The sequence below is a fragment of the Bacillus sp. FSL W8-0629 genome (assembly GCF_038593225.1).
Classification (GTDB): domain Bacteria; phylum Bacillota; class Bacilli; order Bacillales; family Bacillaceae; genus Bacillus; species Bacillus altitudinis.
In genome coordinates this window covers 488,484-512,343 of sequence record NZ_CP151975.1, presented here as the reverse complement: position 1 = coordinate 512,343, position 23,860 = coordinate 488,484, and the positions used below count along the sequence as shown (strand labels likewise).

Below are 23,860 nucleotides of genomic sequence, written 5' to 3'. Positions count from 1 at the left end.
TAGAATGCCCCTGTGCCTATTGTTTAGATCACAGGTTGGTCTTTGCTCTCTTTAACGCTTACGAGGTTAGCTGACGGATTCGGGCGCATGAGATTTTGCCCTACCTTAAAAGGATTCACCCCACGTGGTGTTTTATACCACCACAATTGGTTCCCCCGCTCATCGAAATGATTCAGCGATTGGTCTTTTATAAAAGAGATCATACTCCCGTTTGACACCAAAGTAAAGAGATTTTTTCAAGGTCTTTTGATCGTTTAGAACTCAGTCTTTTTACGGTTTTTTCGTACGAAATAGACAATCATCACAAGCACAAAAAGGATGAGTGCAGCGATACACGCAAAGTAAATCCAAGACTCGCTACTGCTTTGTTTTTCACTTGTTTTCAGACTGCTCGATGTGCTACTGACGGATTGATGATTAGTAAACACGCCTTTGTTTTTACTCTCTATTGCAACTGTTGCTTTTTCTGTATTTGTTTGAAGAAATTGTATTACTTCATTTGACACGTTAGCTTCAGCTGCAGTCATTCCTGAAAAGACTGTCATTGTCTGTTCTTTATTCCAAACAGATGGCTGCGTCCATACAATTCGAGCCGTTGTTTCGTTGATCATGCCGAAAGAAGATACATCATACTGATCCTTTTTCACCGGAACAACGAGATCGGCTGCTTTTTCTTTCAGAAGAGAGAATGTTTGAATGCCTCCAATAAAAATGAGAGGGTGATTTTTCAATTGTTCATTTGTTACTTGAGAAGCTTTTATTAAATGATATTGAGCTACTTCTGGCTGACTAAAAGATTCCGTCAACATGGCCATTTGATTGATTATTTCACGTTTGATTTGATCTGGTATGATGATCAATGTATTTTTCGAAGTGAACGGAAGCGGCCATGCGGCTAAATCTGTCTTTTCACTCGTTGTTCCTTCTGGTATTTGTAAAGAGCTATTTTTGTCAATGAATATCCAGCCTTCTTCATCCGTATGTCTGCAGGATTCCATGTTTTTAAAACCACTTGTGACAAATTGCAAATCAATATATTCATTTTTTTGAAGTATCTTTGAATCGACTGGAATCGAGACATGATAGAATCCATTCGCATCTTTACTGCCTAGTTTTGTTAATGGTACGTCGTGCGGTTCGTCATTGATCATAACAGTTAACCGTTCTGTTTTGCTTGCCGCTGTATCAGATTTTTTGAATGAAAGATTGAGCTTTGCACCTGATTTTTGGTTAGCCAGTAGCGCTTTCGGATAATAGTAGTGGTCGGATGCCGTCTTGTTGGTCCCAACCGTGACATCATCTCCGCCAAAATCTTTCAAACGAATCTTGTGAGATGATTTAGACGTTTGAGCTGCAGCCTTTTGAAGCACTAGGTCTGTTCCAGTCAGTTGATCCGTTAATTCTGACTGAGTTAGAACATTGATTTTTTCAGCGATTGTCACAGGCTTTTCCGCTGTCACAAATAGAATGGGCTGTTCTGTTTTCTTTGCTGTCAAAGTTCTCATCGCTAACGTAAGATGATTGCTTTTCGTTTTAATTCCTGCAGCTTGTTCAATCGTTTTCATCCGTCCATCCCAGCTTCCTTTAGCTCCCACAGCAATCGTTGGGTGAGCCACTTGCTTGATGTCCTTTTCTTGGATAAGTTTGATCTCTTTTTGGCGATCTTTGTTTTTCAACGTACGGTATACTTTGATGGCTGCTTCTAATTCAGCTGCATCCGGTGAATTAGGAATTACAATGTCTGTCTGTTCTTTCTGATCACCTGTTTGAATAAAAGGTGATGGAAAGCTATCTAATGTGAAATCTTTTGTCTGGATTCCTTTGAATGTAAGTTCACTTTCAGGATACACTTTTAGCCAATTAGCAGGTGTCTCTTGGTTGATACACACGCCTTCTTTTAAAACACCATAAAATGTGACCTGAATGCGGTGAGTACCTTTTTTCAATTGTGCTTTGTTCAACTTGATTTGAATCGACTTTTTCTGGTTTTTCCCTGATACAGGGATGGTCTTTTCGATCTCTCCATCAATCATAACAGTGAATGAGGAAGGTGAAATCAATAATGGTGAAGCCTCTATATTGAACGTCAATGTGCTTGACTCTGTTTTTTCCTGATCCACTTGATAGGTAAATTCAGTGCGGTCTTCTTGCCCATATAAGGTCACTACGTCTTCTGATAGATGCTGCGTTTTTGTTTTGCTTTCTTTTGAAGATTGAACCCAATCATCTTTGACTTGAACTCGGTTGGATTGCGCCATTGCTTGACCTGCCATGAAAAAAGGCTGGATCGCTAAGGATAATCCTAATATATAAATCAACCATTTTAACGATTTCAATATGTCACCCGCTTTTCTTTTGTTGTTGATTGTAACGCTCGGTTTTGTACCATTTCACTTCTTGTTTCAATAATCGGCTTTTCACCTCTACACATAAGGAGTACACAACAAGCGCAATCCATACTTGAGAATAGGTAAAGTACATGAGAACGACAATGAGAATATTTTGTTTGGTCAGCTCTGTTTTCTCTATGCTTAACGTAATCATCACTTCTGTTAAAAAGAGGAAGAAGGCTAATCCCCATAGGATGAGTGCCACAGCTCCCACAGATAAGTGAAGATCAACGAATAAGTTTACGATAAAAATGCCGTTGGAGAGCAGTACACCAAAGAAAAATAGGAAATACGTAAAGAAAAAATAAAATAAATCGAAAATCATTCGTTTTCGTTTTAATTTCATAAACTGCCTTAAAAATTTGAGCACAACATATTGGTTGCCTCTAGCCCAGCGTGTTCGTTGCCGCCACCAGACTTTCCATGTTTCAGGCTCTTGTTCCCATGTAATCGCAGCAGGAAAGAACCGAATCACATAGCCCAGATTATACACACGAATTGTTAATTCAGTGTCTTCAGCTAGTGCATGGACATCCCAGCCGCCAAGCTCTTCTAAAATGTGCCTACGGATCGCAAAGTTGGTGCCTGGTATTGTCGCAATGCCAAACCATTTCCATCTCCCGCCTTGCGCCATCCACTGGAAGCAGATCGTTTCTATGTTAATGAATTTTGTCAGGAGGTTTTTGGCTGCATTGATGACCCTGAATTTCCCGACAACAGCACCTGCTTTAGGATCATTCAATAATCCAAGAACCAAATGGTAGACAGCTTTCTTTTCAGGCATATTATCTGCATCGTATACACAAATAACGTCTCCTGTCGAAGCCTTCAAGCCTTCATTCAGTGCAGTAGATTTCCCCTTCCCTGCAAATGGCGGCTTTGTTTCAATCATATGAACATGATCGTATAGCTCACTAAATGATTGCACAATCTCCCCTGTACGATCAGAGGAATTGTCATTAATCACAATGATTTCAAGAAGGTGTTTGGGATAGGATAACTGGACCATGGCTTTTAGCGTCTGCCGAATGACCACTTCTTCATTATGTGCTGGAATGAGAATGCTGACGGTCGGCAGATCTTTCCCTTGTTTCGTCCATTTAGGCAGCACTTTTTCGTAAGTTAAATAGTGCTGAAAGCCTCCCTGCATCAGAAACATATGATATAGGAGCATGATCCAAATCAGTATTAATGATAGGTAAAATAAGATATCAGCCACCTAATTTTCTCTCCTTAAAGATCCGTTTTTTCATCGTCAGCCTTAAATACAATGTGTAAAAAGCAAATGCCACAATAAAGAGCAGCACCACCATTGTGAGTATTCGAAGCATATTTTCCATCCCGCTTCGTTTGTTTGTTTTTGGTTCAGCTATATTGGATTGCTCTATTTGAATATGTCCATTTCCTGCTGTTTTGATCTGGACATTCTGAGTTTGAACAGTCTGTTTTGTTTTCTTTAAATCTAGCCATTCACTAGAAGGGATCGCATCCATTTGTGTGATTACATCTTGCAGCCCATCTATCCCCGCTTCCACATCATAGGACAGCCCAATGGCGGCGGATTGGATATGCTGCATGGATTGAATTGTTTGCTCAGTCAGTATGTTTGCACCTTCTTGGTCAGACGCTGTATCTATAGACTGTTCAGGATATAAAGTCATGCCATGAAGCATGGCGGGTGTCGACAAAAATGGTGATTCACTACTTGATTTCCATGTACGGTCTGAGAGCTGCACCTGTCCAAATAGACTGGACATATGGCGGGAAATCACTTCATAGCCTTGCAGGGAAATGGCATCATTCGGCACTTCAAATGCAAGCGGATATAACCCCTGCTGCGCAAGCAGTTCAATGCCTTTTGTCAGCTTTTCTTCTGTATAGATGGCTTCTTGATGTTGATTGGATGTGATATACGCATTAAAATCTTTTTCATTCGGAAAAAAGCTTTTGTTCAGCTGCTGATCAGCTTTCTCTGGTTCATTTGACGTAACGGGCTGATCGTACTTGACATCCCAGAATTCAAAGCCTTTACCCGACTCCTCCGTTCGATACGTACGGCTAAACCCGTGAATAACGACACTAGCTCCATTGCTTTGCAATTGTTTTAACACGTGGACAAGTTTAGGCCGGTCACTGAGCGTCACTTCATCCCCTGTTGCTGGATCAATCCATATAGGGGTCACCGCCAGCAGAAAAGGGATGTGGCGAGCTGTTACGTATCGTCCAAGTTCAAGTAACTTCTTCTCATCCGTGACGGGGTTAATCTTCCCAAGCTGTAAGTACTTTGTCGTCGTTTGATTAGAAGCCGACAGGAGACTTTCCAGCACCTCTGCAAGCAGCTTGTCGTGCTGAAGGATATTTAGCATTCCGACATATGCCGCACCTTCTTTTGTTTGAATCACAAATGGCTGTTCAGCTTGATTTTTCTTCAATAAGAATTTACGTTGCAGATCTGTCCCTTGAACCGTCTGAGCTGTGATTCCTCTCTCTAGCTGACGGTATTCTTGATCATCAGCATCTTTGATTTGACTGATGTGATCTTGTTTGTGAAAAGTAAGCTTGGAGAATGGACGAAGCTGTTCCGCATTGTATCCTATTGCGATTAAGCGTTTTGATTCGTTTATGAGACGAATGGTTTGTGCTTTCAACGTTCTCTTTTCTTCACCTATATAGATAACTAGCTGAGAGTCATTGAGGTTCTTTTCAGTGATTTGTTCATCAGATAAAATGGTCGTTCGTGTGGAAAAATGCCCCACAAGTACATCAAGCATATGAACAGTTGGCGTTGTCTCACCTGATTGTGTGGAATAGACGATGAGGGTCCTTGACTCTTTCTCAAGTGCACCGGCTGATGTACTGTCTTTGATCGAAAGCATAGAGAAAAGAACGATTAACAAACAACATTTCGTCAAAACATTAAAGTTCATTCATCATCATCTCGTTTTCTAGTTCTTCTAAAAATTGCTCTGGTGTCCGATAGTCCGAGCTGCTTGTTAAATGACAGACATGAAAAGTTAAGGTCACTTCACGACCATTTAGCAGGACATGCGTTTGCAGTTTATCCTTTAGCTTTTCAAGAACGATCGAGACGTTTTCTGCAGGTGTGTGAGTGAGCAGCAGCCCGATTCGTTCTTCGGATAATCGAAATTTCTTATCGGTTTCTCTCACACTTTCGCGAATCTTCATACTGAGTTGCTGGAAAAGATGCTGCATTTCTTTTTCTCCATATAATGTTTTGAATTCCGCTGAGTAGTGCATATGAAGAAGGATAAAGACGAATGGCTGTTTATATCGTTCTGCTCGTTTCATTTCCTCAGACAATTCGAGCCTCATCCGCTCTGCATTGTCAAAGCCTGTGGTTGAGTCAATCGCTACAAATTGTTTGATGGCCCTCTTTTGTTGGTCAATGGTGTAACGCATCGTTTTTATTCGCTCATGCACGTTTCCAGCAGAAATAGCAAAAAAGAGAAGCGCCACGCCCCATATCACGACATCTTGCAACGTTTGATTAGAAAAGAGTGAATTTGTGTGACCAAGCTCTGTAAAGAACATCCCGCTTCCTATAAAGAACAAAATCAACAAAGTAAAAACCAATGCTGGCAAAATACCAAATAAAATGCCGCATCCTATCACGACAAATGTGAGTGTGATGATCATGACACTCTCCGCATCACGTCCATTCAAGTAGCCCATAAATAAAATGAGTCCCGCAAACGTGAGGAGCAGCGTATAATACGTGCGATAGGTGTTACTGAATAACCTTTTCATTTAGAAGCTCCCTTTCTGCAATTAGAGGCAATAAATTATCAAATGAGTGTGTATCTTTTTCGTTCATGTAGCCTCCGTAATAAGGCTTGAGAGGATCTTGGATTTGCAGCTCTTTCATTCGGTGATAGACGTCTTTTGCAAAATCATCTTCTCCCTGTTTGAGTGCATATAAGATCACCAGTGCATAGACTGAAGGCGATTCATACGTCACTGCTGGCTGTAATGTGCTCAGTTTATATCGTCCATACAGTTTTCCTTCCTTTTGGAAGTTGGTTTTCAGCCATTTCATGATGACTGATGTATCAACCTGTGCACGTTCGGCATAAAGAGCCGTATAAAGCTGGTCGATCAAGTTGATTTCCTGATCAAACGAGTAGACTTTCTTCGCTATGTCATAAGATTTTGGAAAAAATCCTTTTTGTCTCGGTGCATTTTTTAGAATGGCCAATTGGTTGTTCATCATTTGTTCTGTGAATAGGTGGAGGGATACTAGTTCTTTGATTGCTTTTGGGTCAAGATATGAAAGTGTGATTGTATGTGAAGTTTGCTTTGTCGATGCATCATAATAGTCGGTCAACATACCCTTGAACATGTTTTTGTCTTTTAACGCTTTTGCGATTTTTTTGGCTGTGGTTTGATACACTGACTTCTGCCACAATTGATCTGCTTTTTGAAGTGCTGTTACTACACGTAAGTCATCAACTAAAGCATTGACTTTGCTTTTTTGATGAGATTCGATTTGCCAGCTAAGAAGATCATGTTCCAGTAAGAATTGAGTGCGCAGGACATCTACCTGTTGATCAAAAGATGTTTGATCTTTTTTTCTAACAAGATAATCCATCCAAAGTCCGAGCGATTCTGATAAGTAAGTAGGCTGCTCCGCAAGCGAGGTCCGGATCATGCCTTGATCTGTCATTAAGTGGTGAGTCATAAAGTACTCTCCTGACAATACTGGCTTTGCAGGTTCTGGTTGAGCTGAATGTTGCTGCTGTTTCCAGGTACATCCGCCTAGTAGAATGACAATGAGTATAGCGATAGCTGTACGATATATGGGTGTATCCATTCGTGTCCCCTTTCAATCCTTGTTCTCTCTAAGCATCTAACGATTTATTATAGAGCGTTTCTGTTTAAATGAAAATAAATATTTTATACCAAATTACGAGTCTTTTCGCTTACATATTCCCATTTACAGAAAAACAACATGTCAAAATACTCGAACAAACAAAAAACCCATGCGAATTCACATGGGTTTTTACACGACTATTGATCTAATTTTAGTTTCTTCAATTGTTCTGCAAGTGCGTTATTGATTGGTTCTTCCACTTTCTTTTGTTTCTTCATATATTTGGACACATCGTGCTTACTGGCTCGTTTTTGATTGGATTGTGATTTGCGTTTTTCGAAAACAGACAGTTTCTCTCTATGACCACAAACACAGGCAAATATTTTGCCATCGCCTTCCCCGCGCAGCTCAAGCTTTTTATGACAGTTCGGGCAGCGTGCATTTGTTTTCTTTGCCACATTTTTTCGATGTCCGCATTCTCTATCCTGACAAACAAGCATGGTGCCGTTTTTCCCGTTCACTTTTAACATGAGTTTTCCGCAGTCAGGGCAATGTGTGCCTGTCATGTTGTCATGCTTAAAGGTTTGATTCGTTTGTTTGATTTCAGATACGGCTTGTTTTGCATATGACTTCATTTCACTCATGAATTGAGAAGCTTTCAATTGGCCTTTCGCAATTTTAGAAAGCTTTTGTTCCCATTCCGCTGTTAACGCAGGTGACTTTAAATCTTCAGGTACTAAAGAAAGTAGCTGCTTCCCTTTCGATGTGATGAAGATGTCTTTGCCCTTTTTTTCAATTAAGAAGCTGTTAAACAGTTTCTCAATGATATCAGCTCTAGTTGCCACTGTCCCCAATCCACCCGTTTCACCAAGGGTTTTCACTAAGTCTTTTTCCTTGTTCTCCATAAATGCAGACGGGTTCTCCATGGCAGATAAAAGGGTCGCTTCGTTAAAACGAGCAGGAGGTTTCGTTTCGCCTTTTGTCTCTTTTAATTGGCGTACGTCAAGTGACTGCCCCTCTGTTAATGCCGGCAAGTGCTGATCTGCTTCGGCTGATTCCTCGTCCTCATAGGAATCATCGTACACGGCTTTCCAGCCGGCTGATTGCACAATTTTTCCTTTCGCTGTGAATGTCTCACTGCCGATCTTGGCGATCACTGTTGTTTCCTCATATTCAAAAGGGGTCATCAGTACAGCAAGGAATCGCTTGGCAATCAGGTCATATAATTTACGTTCTTTATCGCTTAATGCACCTGGATACAGCTCTTCCTCGGTTGGAATGATCGCATGGTGATCTGACACTTTGGCATCGTTGACGAATCCTTTATGTGCTTTAATGCCTGATTGTAAAATGCGATTCACATGCTGCGCGTAAGGTCTAACGTTCATTCCTTTGAGTCGATCTTTTAATGTAGGCACGATATCTGCCGAAATGAAACGTGAATCCGTACGCGGGTACGTGACGAGCTTATGCTGCTCATACAGACGCTGAAGTGTAGACAGTGTTTCTTTTGCTGAAAAACCGTAGCGTTTATGGGCATCACGCTGCAATTCTGTCAGGTCATACAACCCTGGAGCAAAGGATTTTTTCGCTGTTTTTTTCAGTGCATCAATCACTGCAGATTTTCCTTTACAGGCTGCCAAGCGCTCCTTCACTACATCCTCTTGGAATGTACGGTTTTGTTTTGTCTTTGCATCCTGCCAAGTCAGCGTCAGTCCGTCAACTTGTGCAGTCAGCCCAAAGAACGGCTTCGGCTGGAATTGCTGAATGTCTTCCTCTCGCTTGGCGATCATAGCAATCGTTGGCGTTTGCACACGTCCACAGGATAACTGCGCATTGAACTTCGTTGTCAGCGCTCTTGTTGCGTTGATCCCTACAATCCAGTCGGCCTCTGCACGCGCAACCGCCGAGCGATACAGGTTATCATACTCTCTGCCGTCTTTTAATCGTTTGAACCCTTCTTGAATGGCTTTGTCTGTAACAGACGAAATCCATAGACGTTTTAGAGGCTTTTTCACATGTGCTTTTTCAAGAATCCACCTTGCCACAAGCTCCCCTTCACGTCCAGCATCTGTTGCGATGACAATGTCTTTTACATCTTTTCTCGCCAGCTGCGCTTTGACCGCTTGGAACTGTTTCCCTGTTTTTTTCATCACGACAAGCTTGAGTGGTTCTGGAATAATTGGTAAATCCTCTAGGCGCCAGGATTGAAATTCTTTCCCGTAGCCTTCTGGATCAGCCAGTGTCACCAAGTGGCCCAGCGCCCACGTGACAATGTATTGATCTCCTTCTAAGAAACCATTTCCTTTTTTATGACACTTCAGCACACGTGCAAGGTCACGTCCTACCGAAGGTTTCTCTGCTAATACAACTGTTTTTGACACGAAATTTCACATCTCTTTCTTCTATCCATCCTTTTATTATAGCAGACGTGGAGATGCGGTTCTAATGGCTGAACATAAATGAGAAATAGAGCTGAAATACTAGTGTAAAGACAACACACTTGAAATAGAGACATATCTACACTGAAACGTATTCAGAAAGTACCACGAAATAAGAACTTGTAGTGCCGCATATGCACCACCCCGTCAAATTTTCGTTCCATCTTATGTTTTCCAGTCATACAAAAACCCCTCTGTATTCAAAAGGCGTTAGAAAAAAGAATTTAGCATTTATGACCTAGCTCATTTCATGATATCGATTAATCTTTAAAATCCATCACAGCTGCAATTCTCCCATTTTTTAAAAATAACATGAACATATTTTGAATTTTTCGTAGATTTCCGCATGTCCAGACGATCTTTCGTTTATATTAGAAGATGAGAAACTAGCTTTTATACAGGAGGATTTGTATATGCATACAAGTATCAGCCGTCTGAGACAGGCGGGTTTTATTGAGGGTATGTCTCTTTTAACCCTTCTTTTAATTGCCATGCCTCTAAAATATTTTGCGGATATTCCGATGGCGGTCACCATTGTGGGCTCTCTTCATGGCGCATTGTTTGTGATCTACATGCTCATTTTGGCATATGTGACCTTTAAAGTTCGCTGGCATTTGAAATGGTCCATCGCCGGATTCTTTGCGGCATTCATTCCTTTCGGCAACTTCGCCTATGATAAGGTGCTTCGCCAGTATGATACAAAAGCTTAATCAAAAGGGCTAAAACGAAATTCGTTTTAGCCCTTTTTTTCACGCTGGGGAACGCTTTTTTAAATCGATGCATATTTCACAATGGCTGCTTGACGCGTCATGTCGTGATACGCCACCCATAATTCATCACCAGGCAGTACGCTAGTGATCGGATCGATTGGCTGTTTCACTTCATACATCACGCCATCTCTCTCAATCTGAATGATCGCTAACGGCTGGTTGCCGATGACACCGGAAAATGAGACATGGGTCACTTTTGCACTTCCTTGTTTCTCTTGCATAAGACTGATTTCTTTATCCAGCTCTTCTTGTTTTGTCTGCATCGTGATTTGAGTTCCTGGCGCGACCTCCATATGGTCAGGGATGAATTGACTGACCGTTTTTGTGATGGATTGATCTCCGCTAGAAACCGTCACATCCAGCATAATAGGCTTCTGATCATGAATTGTGACTGGATATTGTTTCACCCGCTGGATCGTTCCTGTTAATGTCACGTCTTTCCCCGCACGATTCCGCACTTCATGCCCATAGGCTGCCATTTTCAACTGACCGCTGATGACAACGAGATCGGCTTTTTCTCCTGTTCTAAACTCAAAACCAGCGGCTTGAATCATCGGAATGGTATACCTTTTCTGATCTGCTTCAAATGTAAGCGATAAGACGGTGCCTCGTCCTACGGTTCCATATGATTCTATGTTTCTTAAAATAGCGCCTTTGATGAACTTTGGCTCGCTCGGCTGCGAGAAGTCACCCTCTTTTAAGAGCATCGCTTTTTTCTTTTTCGGATTGTAGAGAATGGCGATACGCTGACCCGGTTGCGGTATCTGAGTATAGGATACAACCGTTTTAACCGCCTTCTCGATATTTTCCCCATCATATTGAAATTGAAGCTGCATGTTGACCAGCGGCTGTTCATTGATGTAGGTACCCGTTTCTTTGACAGATACAATATTGGCTTCTAATGTGACACTGTCCTTTATCTTGTTCTTTCTCACCAGTCTCAAAATCGGCGGCAGGAAGATCGCTAGCACAAATAACAGCAGTGGGATAAAGAGCCATATCGCCCAGTTGAGAATGAGTGGTCCGCCCTTCATGACATATTGTATAAAGGTGTCAACAGACGTTTGGTGGGCTGGACTGGCATTTTCGATTGAGATGACCTTTTGCAAAGGGAATTCCTTTAGCTGTTTGCTTTTCGCCTCAAATGCCCCCGATAATTGGTTGCCAAGTGAATAATAGAGCCAATCGCTCTTCACATTTTTATGAAAAGAGAGATCTTCTTTTTGTAAAGATTCATATGACAACGACTGAAAAAGCTTGCTGGCAGACGTCGCCTTATTCGTGCGATGATTATAAATATAACCAGTCAGCTTGCCTTTTGCTTCGTCCTTTGCTGTAGAGCCTGCAAGAAGAACTTCTTCTTCATTCAGCTGGTAGATAAAGGTTTGGTAAATCGGTTTTGGTGTTGGGACGACTTCCCCAAGCCTTCCCTCTGCATCCACTTTCCTTGGTCTTTTTGGATAGGTGGATTCGACAGCGACAGCAACGTTTTGTGATGATCCGATCGTTTTTTGCAGCTGCTGCACGACTTTATCTTCAATGAGGCTGAACGGTTCAGCACTTTTGGAGACATAGACCCCAAGCTGATGTTTCTCGTTTGAGATTCCGCTGACATACGCCTTCTGGTCATTTTTCAAAGTCAATTCAAACATAGGGAATGGGGTCTGCCCTCTAAAAGAATTCATGACGACATCGATGGAAACAGGTCTTGCTGGCAGCTTCAGCTCGTTGAGATTGTGGACATGAAACTGACCATTCTTTAGCTCACCGAGGACCGCAGCAGCGCCTTCCTTTTCTCCTGTAAACAAGAGTCGTCCATTCCATTGATATGTATTCGTTTTTAAAAATGAGGGAATCTGTAATCTTTGCTTAACGAGTTCTTTCTTTGCTCCGCTTGGAGACAGTTTCTCGATCAACAGCTGCTCGTCTTTATTTTTTAAAGCAAGTAAGAGATGGTTCCCTTGAATAGATGGCAGCATTTCATTAAACGTATCGCTTTCCGTGGTCCATTCACTGATTCTTTTTCCTGATTGAGGATCATACATTGCAAAATGGAGTTGCTGGTTTTTTGATACAGCACTCACCACTCGTTTTCCTTCATCGAATGTAAACATTCGTTTGACGTCATACTCTGTCGCTTTCCCTGCTGACAAATCATCTTGGTAATGGTTCCACACCAAGACACTAAGAATGATTGCTGGAATAAAGAAGACAATATACCTGAGGAAAATCACTGGTATTCTTTTCACTTGATCGCTTCCTTTCATGGAGTTCCTTTTTCTCATACGTCAGTGCAGCGAGAATGTTTCATGCTAGAAGAATACCATTCCAACTTTCTAAATCCATATTTTACATATTTGATTATTTACGATAAAATCCAATCAGATTCAAAAAAGGATGTTATCTCAATGGATAAGCTATCATCGATCATTCTAGCGGCTTGGCTGCGTGTTCCCCGTTGGTTCAAGCAAGGGGTGCTCGTATCTATTACCATTTTCTTTTTTTATATGTGCTTTGTAAAGGGGCTGACTAGCTGGTACACCTTGCCGCCTGTTACTTTGCTCGCATGCGCCATTTGTTCCTTCTTCATCTGGTTGGTGTGGCTAAACAGTCAAAAAAACAAGTAAAAAGGAGAATTTCATGAAAGAATCCATCTTTTATTTTGCTATCTCTTTTGTTCTTCAATGGGTTTGGTTTGGGGTTGTGCATCCAGATAGAGGCGTGACACTGCTGGACATGTTGATCTTCTCTATTTTGTTTACGGTGATGTTCTTTTTTATTGGCCGGATTTGGAGGTATCAGAAGAAAGGGCGAAGTGAGTAATGATGAAGCATTTCCTCTTTCTGTCGATGAGTGTTCGTTGTTCTATTGTTGGCGGCGGATCTTTTTGAAGGAGATATCATGCGGACGGTGTCCGCTTTTATCTTCCTTTTTCCTATTTTATTGTTTAAAACGTAAAAAGGCTGCCAAATAGATGGCAGCCCGTTTCTTACTCTTTTCATGCAAATAAATAATCAATGTTTAATCTCCGTCACGGAGTGTATGAATTAAGATTCGATCATATCAGTGTGTCATATGTGTTCCGAGTGAACCTACGTTTGAAAGTAAACGCCATGGAAGTTCTGGATAACAAGACAACGAAAGCCCTACCTCTCATTCGTCCTTACGGCTCCGAAGCCGTGCCAGTGTGAATTGTAAATCAAAACGTCTTTTTTCCATTCTTCCGCTTTTATAGGGGGCGGTTGCAGAAGGAAAAGAATAAGTTTGTTCGCTTTGACAGCGTCTCGTTCTTATCAAGTAGAAGCTCTATTGCTTCTCATTATGTCATAGAAAAAAGAAAGTTTACTTTCTTTATTTATTTGCTATTTCAACACTTAATATAAAACTATAACACGTTCCCCCAACTTACGCAAGTGTTAAAGTGATAATTCTGCTGGTGTCCGGTTTCCTTCGTTCATATAACGAATGGAGGTTGGGTCAATCTTAAGGATCACTAGGTTTGGATCATCTTTTCCTTTAAACCATTTCTCCATCTCATCTGACCAAAGGCGGTCGATCAGTTCTGGATCATCAGTTAATGTGGCTTTACCTGCGATTTCTGCATATGTGTCCCCAAATCCTTCACCTGAATAACCAATGAGAATATGAACATTCGGATTTTTTTCAATCTCATCCGCTTTATGTGTTTCTTTGCTTGTTGGTGTATATAATGTCAACCCTTCATGAAAAAAAGTCATATAGCGGGTATGCGGCTTATCTTGTTCAACAGTCGCCAATGTTCCGACTTTTTGTTCGTCTAATAAATTCATTACCTTTTGTTTTAACTCTTCTTGTGACATGTATCTTCACTCCTTCAAAATGTTATCCGTACTCTTAGGTTTCCACGACAATCCATTCATTAAACAAAGAAATGTGCTTTTCATAAAAAGACATCTTCTAGCTGATGCTATAAAAAACGGATAATTGAAAGGGGAAGTTGAATATGCATCATGAAACGATGTTCCATTTGAGTTCACTTGTTATTGCAGCGGTTGTTGTGGGCATTATCATATGGTCTGTCTCATCTGTACAGAAGAATCGGAAGAAATACTAAACACACCGCCCAATTAAATCTGGGCGGCGTGCTATTGATCATGTATTCATAAAGGAACCGCCGTTGACATGAAGTGTCTGTCCCGTCATATAAGACGATTCGTCCGAAGCAAGCAGTACATAGCAGCCTACATGCTCCACAGGCTGTCCTGGTCTTCCCATTGGCGTCTCGGCCCCAAAGCTTTCGACACTGTCTTCATCAAATGTAGATGGGATGAGCGGCGTCCAAATTGGACCGGGTGCTACACCGTTTACCCGAATTCCATCTTTCACAAGCGACTGTGCCATAGAACGAGTAAAGCCGTTGATGGCCCCTTTTGTCGCTGTATAATCAATGAGCACTTTGTTGCCTCGATACGGGTTAATAGATGTTGTATTAATAATGGAACTTCCCGGTTTTAAGTAATCGAGTGCCTTCTTCGTAAAATAAAAATAGGAATAGAAATTGGTTCTAAAGGTTTGGTGAAGCTGTTCACTAGAAATATCTTGAATACGTTCTTTCGGATGCTGTTCGGCCGCATTATTGACTAAGATGTCCAGCTGTCCAAAGGCTTCAACTGTCTTTTCTACCGCTTTCTCACAAAAGGCTTCGTCCCCGACATCCCCTGCAATTGTTAAACATTTGACGCCTTCCTGTTCTACACGTTTTTGCGTATCCTCTGCATCCTCATGTTCATTTAAGTATACGATCGCGACATGAGCTCCTTCTTTGGCATACGCAACAGAAACGGCACGTCCAATTCCGCTGTCTCCACCTGTAATCAGCGCTACCTTACCTTTTAGCTTACCAGACCCTTTATACGATTCATCCTCATAGATCGGGGCAGGATTCATTTCTCTTTCACTGCCTGGCTGCTGATCCTGCGTTTGGCGCGGAATGCCATTTGTTAAGTATTCACGTAAATCCATGTGTAAGCTCCTCCTTGATTTGTTGATGTATCCTTTCATTACCACTTCATTTTTTCACTCAAACATCCCTATGCGTCATCGATGCGTTTTGAAAACTGACAGGTTTCAGGATGGGAAAAATCGGTTACATAAACACAAAAAAGGAGCGTTCTCACATGCTGTCAACCATTTCTAAAACCTTTAGCAGACCAAAAGGCTGGCTCGGAAGCATCGCAGGTTTTATTATGGCAAATGAAAATAAGGCACTGAATCAATGGGCGATCCAGCATTTAGATTTATCAGATGGTGAAAACATATTGGAAATAGGCTATGGCCCCGGCTATAGCATCAAACATATGCTCAAGCATTTTGACGATCTTCACATTGATGGACTAGATGCTTCTTCAACTATGAAGGAACAGGCGCATTCGCGTATAAAGAAACGATCCAAAGAGAAGCAGGTCCGGCTGTATGTCGGGAAAATTGAAAAAACGCGCCTGCCGGCGGATCAGTATGACAAAGTACTTTCTGTTAACAATTATACGATTTGGGATGACCCAAAGGCTGGCGCACTCAACCTTTATCACACCTTGAAGCCGGGCGGAACACTCGTCATTGTGATGCAACCAAGAGAAAAAGGAGCGGACGCCAATCGGACAAAAGAAATGGGCGAAAGCATCCTCAATGATTTAGAATTTGCTGGATTTGATCAGTTTTCTGTTGAATATGAGGAGATTCGTCCCACCCTCGCTGTCTGTGTCACAGCAAAAAAGCCGAGAAGCGAATAAGCTCTCGGCTTTTTTTTACCATTTTGCCTCTTTGACAAATTGATAAAAAAGTTGATGTAATTTCTGTTCAATCTCTTCCTTTGTTCCTTGTCCATAAAGTGCCATGCTTTCTTCGCTTTCAATGATGGATGAACTGATCAGGCTAAACATTTCAGACCCTTCTTTGCCAAGCTCTAGCGGCGCCAGCATGAGGAGCATTCTGGACATGAGCTGCTGCCCGCCATCCATGCTTTTGATCTCGTATGCCTCATCAAGATCATAGATATGAAAGACCGGTTTCTTAATGAGATCATGCTTTAAGTGAAAAAGAGCAAACTCGGTTCCTGGAATGCCTAAACCACCTTGCTGCTCACGCTCAAGCAAACCGGCTGCCACTTCGTCTGCACGTTCTAAATAGCCTTGACTTTCAACCTGACGCATCAGCTCTCTCATTGTTGACTCATGCTGCTCTGTCGTCTTCTTTTTTTCGATTGTAAAATGGGACAAGATGCTGCGAATCACTGACATATAATTCGTGATTTGCTCTGCCATTCCTATCATATCAACCGTTTCCTCCACCGATTCTTTTGCAGATTCCTGCGCTCTTTTTTTCTCAATCAGATAAGGAATTTTTCGTTTAATATGAGACTTGACCCGCACCGCGTCATCCTCGTTTAAGAGCGGGCTGACCATAATGTAATCAATATGCTCATAGGGGATCGGCACGGTTGATACAATCATGTCATAGCTTGCAGCGTCGATTTCCTTTAGCTCCATTAAGGAAGATAGATCAAATTTGGCGATTTCAGGCAATTCTTTTTTCAATCGTGATGCGAGCATTTTTGACGAACCGATACCGCTTGAGCAAACGACCAATGCATGAATCTTGGTTTCTTCTTTTTTAATTTCAAGCACCGAACCAAAATGAAGCACGATAAAGGCAATTTCATCCTCTGGAAATTCGATCTCAGGAAAGAAGCGCTCCACACCTTCTTCAATCGCCATGAACAGCAAGAAGTAGTCTTTTTTTATTTGTTGTGTGAGCGGATTGTAAATACGCATCTTTTCTTTTAATCGGTTCATAGCTGGTTCAAGATGAGACACGAGTCCCTCATACAATGAATCGTTTTCATTTAAATGATAGCCTGTTTTATGAGAAATAAAATCAATGAGTTTCTTCGTTCTCAGCGCGATATCTAACTCAATCTCATCAATGCGGTATTCTGCCGTAAAGCTTCGATTTGCACTGCGCAAATGGATGGTCATGTATCCAACTTCAGCTTCAGGAATCTCTACATTAAACATGCGTTCTAATGCTCGCGCGATTCTGAGTGAAGATTCAAATTCCTTCGTCCGCTTTAATTCAAGCAATTCTTCCTCTTCCATCCGAATGGTTTCACCGATTTGAATGCGTTCAATGGCATAGGTTAAGTGAACGACAAGTGCAATATAGGCACTATCTGACAATGAGAGAGAGAGTCTGTTTTTCAAATGAAAGAGCAGCCTTTCTACCTTGAGCAGCTGTCCTCGACTGACTACCCCAAACACCTTTTCAGTCGCTTTCGTTCGATGTTTAATATTCATCTCAATCGTTTCGAGAAATAATTGAATGTCGAGACGGTCAACGATCAGGTTCCCGACAATTTTTCGTTTGGCTTCCTCCGGTCCTTTTAATTCAATGCCGTACCCACGCTTGCGGATAAGCAGTAAACCGTAAGGAGCGATCCAGTCCGTCAGTTCATCTAAGTCGTAGCTGATGGTCGCATTTGTGACCTGCAAGTCGGCTGCAAGTGTATATAATTTCACCGGTTCTTTTGCTTCAAGCAGGGCACACAGGATTAAGAGCTTCCGTTCATCAGAACTATATTCAATTTGATCTTCATTTGAGATATGAGACAGAAGCCGCTGTTTGTCTTCCTGTTCACCGACCGCCTTCAAGCCCTTCCCCGGCTGTTTATCAAGTGATAGGTTGTAATTCTTTAAAATAGGTTTAATGGATTTAAGTTCTCTATGAATGGTTCTTGTACTTACCTGAACAGAATCGGCGATCTCACGAATGGTGACATAACGATTTTGCTGAATCATATATTTGATCACTTTCTGTTCTCGTGCCGTTATGTACATGAAATGCCTCCTTCTGCTTAAATAGGTCTATTGTCACACTTTAATATAAAACGCTTTCACTGATCGATGCAACCTGAAGTTGATCTAAATTTGGCACACAGGCTGTGACAAAATGAAAGACTCACACGTTTCTCCAAAAGGAAGGTCCATAATCCTTTTGATGAAATTGAATCGTTTGTTCATGAAATGGCAGTGTGCCCCCGACCTTTAATGAATAGGTAGGATTATAGACGGGAGAGCCAAAGCAATACTCCATCGTCCCTTCCTCCGGCCGAAACATGACGGTTCGCATCGTCCCAAACAGCTCTTCATAATTGTGCACAGTCAGACCAGCAGGGTATTCTGTCTGAAATAGTTCCGTAAGAGACTCGCTTGACGGCTGTTCTTCTAAAGCTTGAATTAACATGTCGTACCTGACAACAGAATGATGTTTCGTCAACCCTTTTGCCGTGTGATCAGCGAGCGGATGGTTCGTAGCCGCAATAAATCCACGCTCCGGCCTTCTCACCTTTTTTTGCCCATCAATCATTTCAATCACAGCCGCCTCTCCCTTCCGGTCAGCAAGCATGAGGTGAACATTTGACGCGACGGGCATTTCCTGTACCAAACGGACGGCATCCTCCACCGTTTTACAGGACTCTAGCACAGCACGAATGACATGATATACTTGCAAGCCAGCAACAGCCGGCGGCTTTAAGCCTGGTTCGTTGCCAACAGGCGGACCGCATGCAGAAAATGTTACCGATAGACCATGCTCATTCATCCCATCCGATCGACCAAATAAGATTAATGATGAGCCTGTATGGACTGCTGAGCCCTTCACATGTGTAGATACAAGACGCATATCATCAAACAGCGGAGAAAAATCATAGTTGCGAAGCATCACCGTCTGTTGATTGGCAGCCTCATTCCCCTGCATCACACAATGGGAACAGCCTGGCTGAAGATGCGAAGAATAGAAAAAGGTCAAATCGCTTTCATCTATTTGCATTTCATCACAAAATCCCGAGAGCTCTTCTTCTAACTGAGGAAGAAATGGGCGAATCAGCTGCTTTGTTTCCTTCACAGCCTCTTTTGATAACGGTTCTGATTGAATGTATTGTTTCTTAAGCAAAGGGCGTTCCTTCAGCCAAATAGCCTGCTGCTTTCCTACCTCATAAGCTGTTCCTTTCAATTCATGAAAATACGCACTCATCTCCTGCATGCATACACCTCTTTTGTCTTTGTTTCTTTTATCATATCGAAACAGCCCTTCATTTAAAAGAATGAAAAAAACTGTAATCCCGCGGGATCACAGTTGCTTAGCGGATTGTTGAAACAGCGCTTCTGCCATTGCTTCATATCCTTTGTGGTTCGGATGAAATTGATCAATCGATAAGTATGCGCTTTGATGACCTTCAAATACACCGTATATATCCACCACTTCTACATGTGGATTCGTAGCAAGCTGGCGAAGGTGATGGTTGTATTGCTTCAGCCATCTCTCGGCGATCGGAATCTCAGGAAAAGGATTATATAAATTCAATAAATATACGCAGTATGGTTGATGCTGTCCTCTTTTTATCAGGGCAATTTCTTGAACCATTTTGCTAAAATTCGCCTGACAATGCATAGACGCTTGCAGCAGTTTCTTTTCATCTTCACCTTTTTCATACTGCAGAACAGCTTGAACAAGATCATTCCCGCAGCCTGTGATGGTGATGATGTCAGCATGAGCAATCGCCCGTCTTACATCAGACCGCTGAAAAAGCTGCAAGATTTCTTCCGTTGTTAACCCTGATTTCGCAAATACGGACAGTTTCACCGGTATATGCAGCTTCTTTTCAAGCCTCGCCGCATATCGCTCCGTAAAACCGCCGCCAAATAAACGTGCCCCCACCCCAACCGTTAAGGAATCTCCAATCGCAACATAGGATCGTCCCACTCTTATCCCTCACTCTCTCCTGCCTTCTCTTATATATACGAAAAAGAAGAAGAAATGCTTGTAGCAGATGGCTTAAAGGCATCCACCTTTTTTTCAAAAACGCAGGATGAGCGCATTTACAAACACTTTACTTGCGATATCGATCCATTTTTTGTTCAATGGGAGTAGGGTTTTTTTGCTTAAATCGCGGACTTGAAGCGTTTCAGAAAAATTTACAAACTTTTTATCTTGATTTCAAGACTTTATACCTTGACTTCAAACTATATAGTGATTACAATGAAAATATCAGTTTTTATGTAACTGTGCTTGTTACATCTTTTTCATATCATTCCAATATGATTAAAGATGCCACATATTCAGTGTATCTTTGGGATACACTAAAAAAATCATTGAAACAGGAAGGATTGAATGAACATGGCAAAAGTTTTATACATCACTGCACATCCGCATGATGAAACAGTTTCTTACAGTATGGCTACTGCTAAAGCATTTATCGAATCTTATAAGGAAGCAAATCCAAGTGACGAGGTTGTACATATCGATTTGTACAAAGAAAACATTCCTCACATTGATGCAGATGTATTCGCTGGATGGGGCAAGCTTCAATCTGGTGCTGGCTTCGATACACTTTCAGCTGAAGAGCAAGCGAAAGTTGCTCGCCTAAACGAATTAAGCGATCAATTCGTTTCTGCTGACAAATACGTATTTGTTTCACCACTTTGGAACTTCTCATTCCCACCAGTTCTTAAAGCATACATCGACTCTGTTGCTGTAGCTGGTAAAACATTCAAATACACTGAACAAGGTCCTGTTGGATTACTAACAGACAAAAAAGCGCTACACATCCAAGCACGTGGCGGATACTACACTGAAGGTCCTGCTGCTGAACTAGAAGCAGGTCACCGTTACCTTGGAACAATTGCAAACTTCTTCGGTATTCCTTCTTTCGAAGGTCTTATTGTTGAAGGTCACAATGCTGAGCCTGCAAAAGCAGAACAAATTAAAGCAGATGCGATCGAACGTGCAAAAGCTTTAGGTAAAACTTTCTAATCATGAACACGCAAAAAGCCAATGATCTTAACGATCATTGGCTTTTTATTTGTTCAGTTGCAAAACCTAATTCTTTTGAAATGCCGCTGGCCGCTTTTTTGACCTGCTCAATTAAATAAGGAAGCCGTTCCTTTTGATAGCCGGCCTCAAACCCTGCAATACTAATGCCTGCTGCCACTTCTCCGTGATGATTGAAAATGGGCGCTCCAATAGCCGCAGTATAGTTTTCAAGCTCTGAATAGCTTAACGTATATCCACGCCTGTTTGATTCTTCGATCATGTTTCGCAGGACATCTTTATCGGTAATAGTTCCGATCCCGATTTTCCCGAGCTCTACCGAATCAATATAGGAAAGTCTCTCTTCCTCTGGCAAAAAGGAAAGAATACTTCTCGCACAAGCTCCCGCATATAATGGAGATCTTCTTCCGACAGCGGTATAGAGCCGGACAGGCTGCGTTCCTTCCATTTTCTCCACATAAATGGCTTCATCTCCTTCACGAATAATGAGCTGAACAGCCTCACCTACCTCATCACGCAAGTTTTCCATAAAGGGCCTTGCAATTCTACGGATATCAAGGCGGTCTGCGACAAGCTGACCGTATTCAAGGAACATCAATCCTAATCGGTAAACACCTGAAGGATGCTTTTCTAATAACCCCATATCGGCTAACGAGTTGGCCATTCGGTGTACAGATGTTTTAGGCATGCTCGAGAGCTCAATCATGTCATTTAACGTTAATTGTTCGTGTGTGATAAAAAGCCGTAATATCTCCATTGATTTCACAACGGTTTTATTTGTGTTCTGCATGTTCCTCACCTTTTCTAAAATGAAAATGCTTCGAGTTTTAATCTTGCCGTCAGGTCCTTCATCTCCGCTTCTTGTGTGAATACGGCTTGCTCTGCTTCTTGGCGGCCAATTTGTTGAAACGTGAGATTCGCTCCAGGCATCGCCTGCGCAATGAGCGGCAAATCGACTGTTGCCACCTCACCAATTCGGGGATATCCACCTGTCGTTTGACGATCTGCGAGTAGAATAATCGGCTGGCCGTCAGGAGGAATTTGAATAGAGCCAAAAGCAACCGCTTCTGAAATCAATTCAAGTTTTTGCTTTAAACGAATCGGTTCCCCTTTCAATCTGCATCCCATACGATCAGATTGGGGAGTGACCTGATAAGACCGCTCGAAAAAAGCTTGCTGCGATTCTTCCTGAAAATGAGATAAATGTCTGCCTGCAAGCACCCGAATGACTGGTGATTTCCCGAGAGGCAAAAAATGCGCATGATTGACTGTCCAGTCTGGCGCACGTTCCCCTTTGCTTTTTAACATGTGAACGAGGCGCTCCGCCAGTGGTGACGGTTCTCCAATTGGCAGGACATCTCCTTTTTCTAGCGGACGCCCTTCTATCCCGCCTATCTTCGCTCTGACGTACGTACTTTTACTTTTCATCACCGGCTCAACATCAAATCCACCGGCTACAGCGAGGTAGGAGCGGCATCCCCTCTTACAAGGGCCAAAGGTGATCGTGCTTCCTGCTCGAATGAAGAGTGGTTTCCATAGAGGCGCTTGTTCCCCGTCAATCTCAATCTCCACATCAGCACCGGTCAAGGCAATCAGCTGATCCTTCTGACATGTCAACACTGGGCCGGGCCCCATTAAAGTGATTTCCAGCACCGCTTCGTTTTCTTGATTCCCGGTGAGGATATTGGCGATTCGGAGAGAGAGCGGGTCCATGCCGCCGCTCGTTAACACACCGTACTTCTGATAGCCTATTCTCCCTTTATCTTGAATGGTGGTGAACATTCCTGGCTTGATGACATGCATACTCAACGATCTTCCTCCTTCATGCTGAAAAATTCCTTTTCAGACAGTTGAACAAATCGAACCTCGTCCCCTGCCTTTAGTAGACTAGGTCTCTCAGCATTCGGTCGAAATAAGGACAAAGGGGTTTGTCCAATGAGCTGCCAGCCTCCGGGTGTAGATATCGGATAAACCCCTGTCTGCTTCCCTGCAATACCCACAGATCCTTTTGGAATCGACATTCTTGGTGTTTGTCTGCGCGGAGCTGCAATTTTTTCAGAAAGTCCGCCTAAAAACGGGAACCCAGGAGCAAACCCAATCATATAGACAAGATACGTCCCGGAGGTGTGAATGCGTACAACTTCTTCAGGCGTCAAATCATTGATACGGGCGACTTCTTCTAAGTCAGGACCGAGCTCTCCTCCATAACATACAGGAATGTCGACGATCCGGCGCTTTGCCTGATTCCCCTCGTGCCAGTTGTCTTCAAGGAGGTTTTCAATATAGTCTTTGACCCATTCATACGGAGAGATCGCACGTTGCTTAAGCTGAGCAGATTGATACACCTTATAGGGCTCATAAAAGACGGTCACGTTTGTAAAAGCTTGAACAGCTTCCACATATCCTTCAAATGGATGCTGTTCAATACACGAAAACAGCTGCTTCACACGCTCATGAATGTCTTCACTTATATCAGTCCCGGCTTGGATGACAATGGCTGCGTCTCCTAGCGGGTGGAACGTGATCGTATCTTTTATCGTTGAAAATGTCACTCTTATGACACCT

The 23,860-nt window shown here is 42.3% G+C and carries 20 protein-coding genes and 1 riboswitch; of the genes, 5 read left to right on the top strand and 15 right to left on the bottom strand.

The genetic code is table 11. The features are described 5' to 3' along the window. Window positions 1-40: 40 nt before the first annotated feature. A riboswitch (cyclic di-AMP (ydaO/yuaA leader) is annotated at window positions 41-188 on the bottom strand. Window positions 189-254: 66 nt separating this feature from the next. From NSQ17_RS02480 to NSQ17_RS02455, 6 genes are all read right to left on the bottom strand, one after another. Beyond that, window positions 255-2,336, bottom strand: a complete 2,082-nt coding sequence (locus tag NSQ17_RS02480; protein ID WP_342467816.1) for a cellulose biosynthesis cyclic di-GMP-binding regulatory protein BcsB — start codon at window positions 2,334-2,336, stop codon at window positions 255-257. 4 nt (window positions 2,337-2,340) lie between these two features. Next, on the bottom strand, window positions 2,341-3,609 hold the full coding sequence (locus tag NSQ17_RS02475) for a glycosyltransferase (protein WP_047946135.1): 1,269 nt from the start codon (window positions 3,607-3,609) through the stop codon (window positions 2,341-2,343). After that, window positions 3,602-5,317: a DUF2334 domain-containing protein gene (locus NSQ17_RS02470; RefSeq protein ID WP_342467815.1), complete on the bottom strand. Its 1,716-nt coding sequence runs from the start codon at window positions 5,315-5,317 to the stop codon at window positions 3,602-3,604. The genes NSQ17_RS02475 and NSQ17_RS02470 overlap by 8 nt, the downstream gene beginning before the upstream one ends. Then, complete coding sequence (locus NSQ17_RS02465; RefSeq protein ID WP_035703799.1) at window positions 5,307-6,158, bottom strand: GGDEF domain-containing protein; 852 nt, start codon at window positions 6,156-6,158, stop codon at window positions 5,307-5,309. The genes NSQ17_RS02470 and NSQ17_RS02465 overlap by 11 nt, the downstream gene beginning before the upstream one ends. Then, a complete protein-coding gene (locus NSQ17_RS02460) occupies window positions 6,139-7,221 on the bottom strand; it encodes a glycosyl hydrolase family 8 (RefSeq protein WP_326242431.1) in 1,083 nt (360 codons plus the stop codon). Before NSQ17_RS02460 ends, NSQ17_RS02465 begins: the two co-directional genes overlap by 20 nt. 197 nt (window positions 7,222-7,418) lie before the next feature. Next, entirely contained in the window at window positions 7,419-9,605 is a 2,187-nt protein-coding gene (locus NSQ17_RS02455; protein WP_045035034.1) for a DNA topoisomerase III, read from the bottom strand. 470 nt (window positions 9,606-10,075) lie between these two features. On the opposite strand from NSQ17_RS02455, the gene NSQ17_RS02450 reads away from it, so the two are divergent. Then, window positions 10,076-10,372 (top strand): DUF3817 domain-containing protein, encoded by a 297-nt coding sequence (locus tag NSQ17_RS02450; protein ID WP_008347156.1) that lies wholly within the window; start codon window positions 10,076-10,078, stop codon window positions 10,370-10,372. A gap of 59 nt (window positions 10,373-10,431) precedes the next feature. Here NSQ17_RS02450 and NSQ17_RS02445 read toward each other — a convergent pair whose 3' ends face one another. Beyond that, on the bottom strand, window positions 10,432-12,681 hold the full coding sequence (locus tag NSQ17_RS02445) for a hypothetical protein (protein WP_342467814.1): 2,250 nt from the start codon (window positions 12,679-12,681) through the stop codon (window positions 10,432-10,434). 159 nt (window positions 12,682-12,840) lie between these two features. On the opposite strand from NSQ17_RS02445, the gene NSQ17_RS02440 reads away from it, so the two are divergent. Together NSQ17_RS02440 and NSQ17_RS02435 are read left to right on the top strand one after the other, a co-directional pair. Continuing rightward, complete coding sequence (locus NSQ17_RS02440) at window positions 12,841-13,059, top strand: hypothetical protein (RefSeq protein ID WP_082708258.1); 219 nt, start codon at window positions 12,841-12,843, stop codon at window positions 13,057-13,059. Window positions 13,060-13,072: 13 nt separating this feature from the next. Continuing rightward, window positions 13,073-13,255: a hypothetical protein gene (locus tag NSQ17_RS02435; protein WP_008347162.1), complete on the top strand. Its 183-nt coding sequence runs from the start codon at window positions 13,073-13,075 to the stop codon at window positions 13,253-13,255. A gap of 593 nt (window positions 13,256-13,848) precedes the next feature. Here the strand turns inward: NSQ17_RS02435 and NSQ17_RS02430 are convergent. Further along, the gene (locus NSQ17_RS02430) at window positions 13,849-14,271 is read right to left on the bottom strand and encodes a pyridoxamine 5'-phosphate oxidase family protein (protein ID WP_008347166.1); all 423 of its coding nucleotides are present in this window, start codon (window positions 14,269-14,271) and stop codon (window positions 13,849-13,851) included. 292 nt (window positions 14,272-14,563) lie between these two features. Continuing rightward, complete coding sequence (locus NSQ17_RS02425) at window positions 14,564-15,433, bottom strand: SDR family oxidoreductase (RefSeq protein ID WP_024720227.1); 870 nt, start codon at window positions 15,431-15,433, stop codon at window positions 14,564-14,566. Window positions 15,434-15,588: 155 nt separating this feature from the next. Here NSQ17_RS02425 and NSQ17_RS02420 point away from each other — a divergent pair, with 155 nt between their 5' ends. Continuing rightward, window positions 15,589-16,200, top strand: a complete 612-nt coding sequence (locus tag NSQ17_RS02420; protein WP_045035030.1) for a class I SAM-dependent methyltransferase — start codon at window positions 15,589-15,591, stop codon at window positions 16,198-16,200. A gap of 15 nt (window positions 16,201-16,215) precedes the next feature. Here the strand turns inward: NSQ17_RS02420 and NSQ17_RS02415 are convergent, their stop codons facing one another. From NSQ17_RS02415 to NSQ17_RS02405, 3 genes are all read right to left on the bottom strand, one after another. Continuing rightward, on the bottom strand, window positions 16,216-18,303 hold the full coding sequence (locus tag NSQ17_RS02415; protein ID WP_342467813.1) for a BglG family transcription antiterminator: 2,088 nt from the start codon (window positions 18,301-18,303) through the stop codon (window positions 16,216-16,218). Window positions 18,304-18,424: 121 nt separating this feature from the next. Continuing rightward, window positions 18,425-19,507, bottom strand: coding sequence for a C45 family peptidase (locus NSQ17_RS02410; protein WP_024720224.1), 1,083 nt, complete (start codon window positions 19,505-19,507; stop codon window positions 18,425-18,427). 87 nt (window positions 19,508-19,594) lie between these two features. Further along, entirely contained in the window at window positions 19,595-20,227 is a 633-nt protein-coding gene (locus NSQ17_RS02405; RefSeq protein ID WP_058336793.1) for a GDSL-type esterase/lipase family protein, read from the bottom strand. A 414-nt stretch (window positions 20,228-20,641) separates the two neighbouring features. Here NSQ17_RS02405 and NSQ17_RS02400 point away from each other — a divergent pair, with 414 nt between their 5' ends. Beyond that, the gene (locus NSQ17_RS02400; RefSeq protein ID WP_024720223.1) at window positions 20,642-21,277 is read left to right on the top strand and encodes an FMN-dependent NADH-azoreductase; all 636 of its coding nucleotides are present in this window, start codon (window positions 20,642-20,644) and stop codon (window positions 21,275-21,277) included. A 34-nt stretch (window positions 21,278-21,311) separates the two neighbouring features. Here NSQ17_RS02400 and NSQ17_RS02395 read toward each other — a convergent pair whose 3' ends face one another. The 3 genes from NSQ17_RS02395 to pxpB are packed head-to-tail and all read right to left on the bottom strand — an operon-like array spanning window position 21,312 to window position 23,847. Further along, a complete protein-coding gene (locus tag NSQ17_RS02395) occupies window positions 21,312-22,085 on the bottom strand; it encodes an IclR family transcriptional regulator (protein ID WP_135010107.1) in 774 nt (257 codons plus the stop codon). 14 nt (window positions 22,086-22,099) lie between these two features. Then, entirely contained in the window at window positions 22,100-23,104 is a 1,005-nt protein-coding gene (locus tag NSQ17_RS02390) for a biotin-dependent carboxyltransferase family protein (protein WP_342467812.1), read from the bottom strand. After that, window positions 23,101-23,847 (bottom strand): 5-oxoprolinase subunit PxpB, encoded by a 747-nt coding sequence (pxpB, locus tag NSQ17_RS02385; protein ID WP_327878061.1) that lies wholly within the window; start codon window positions 23,845-23,847, stop codon window positions 23,101-23,103. The genes NSQ17_RS02390 and pxpB overlap by 4 nt, the downstream gene beginning before the upstream one ends. Window positions 23,848-23,860 lie beyond the last annotated feature (13 nt).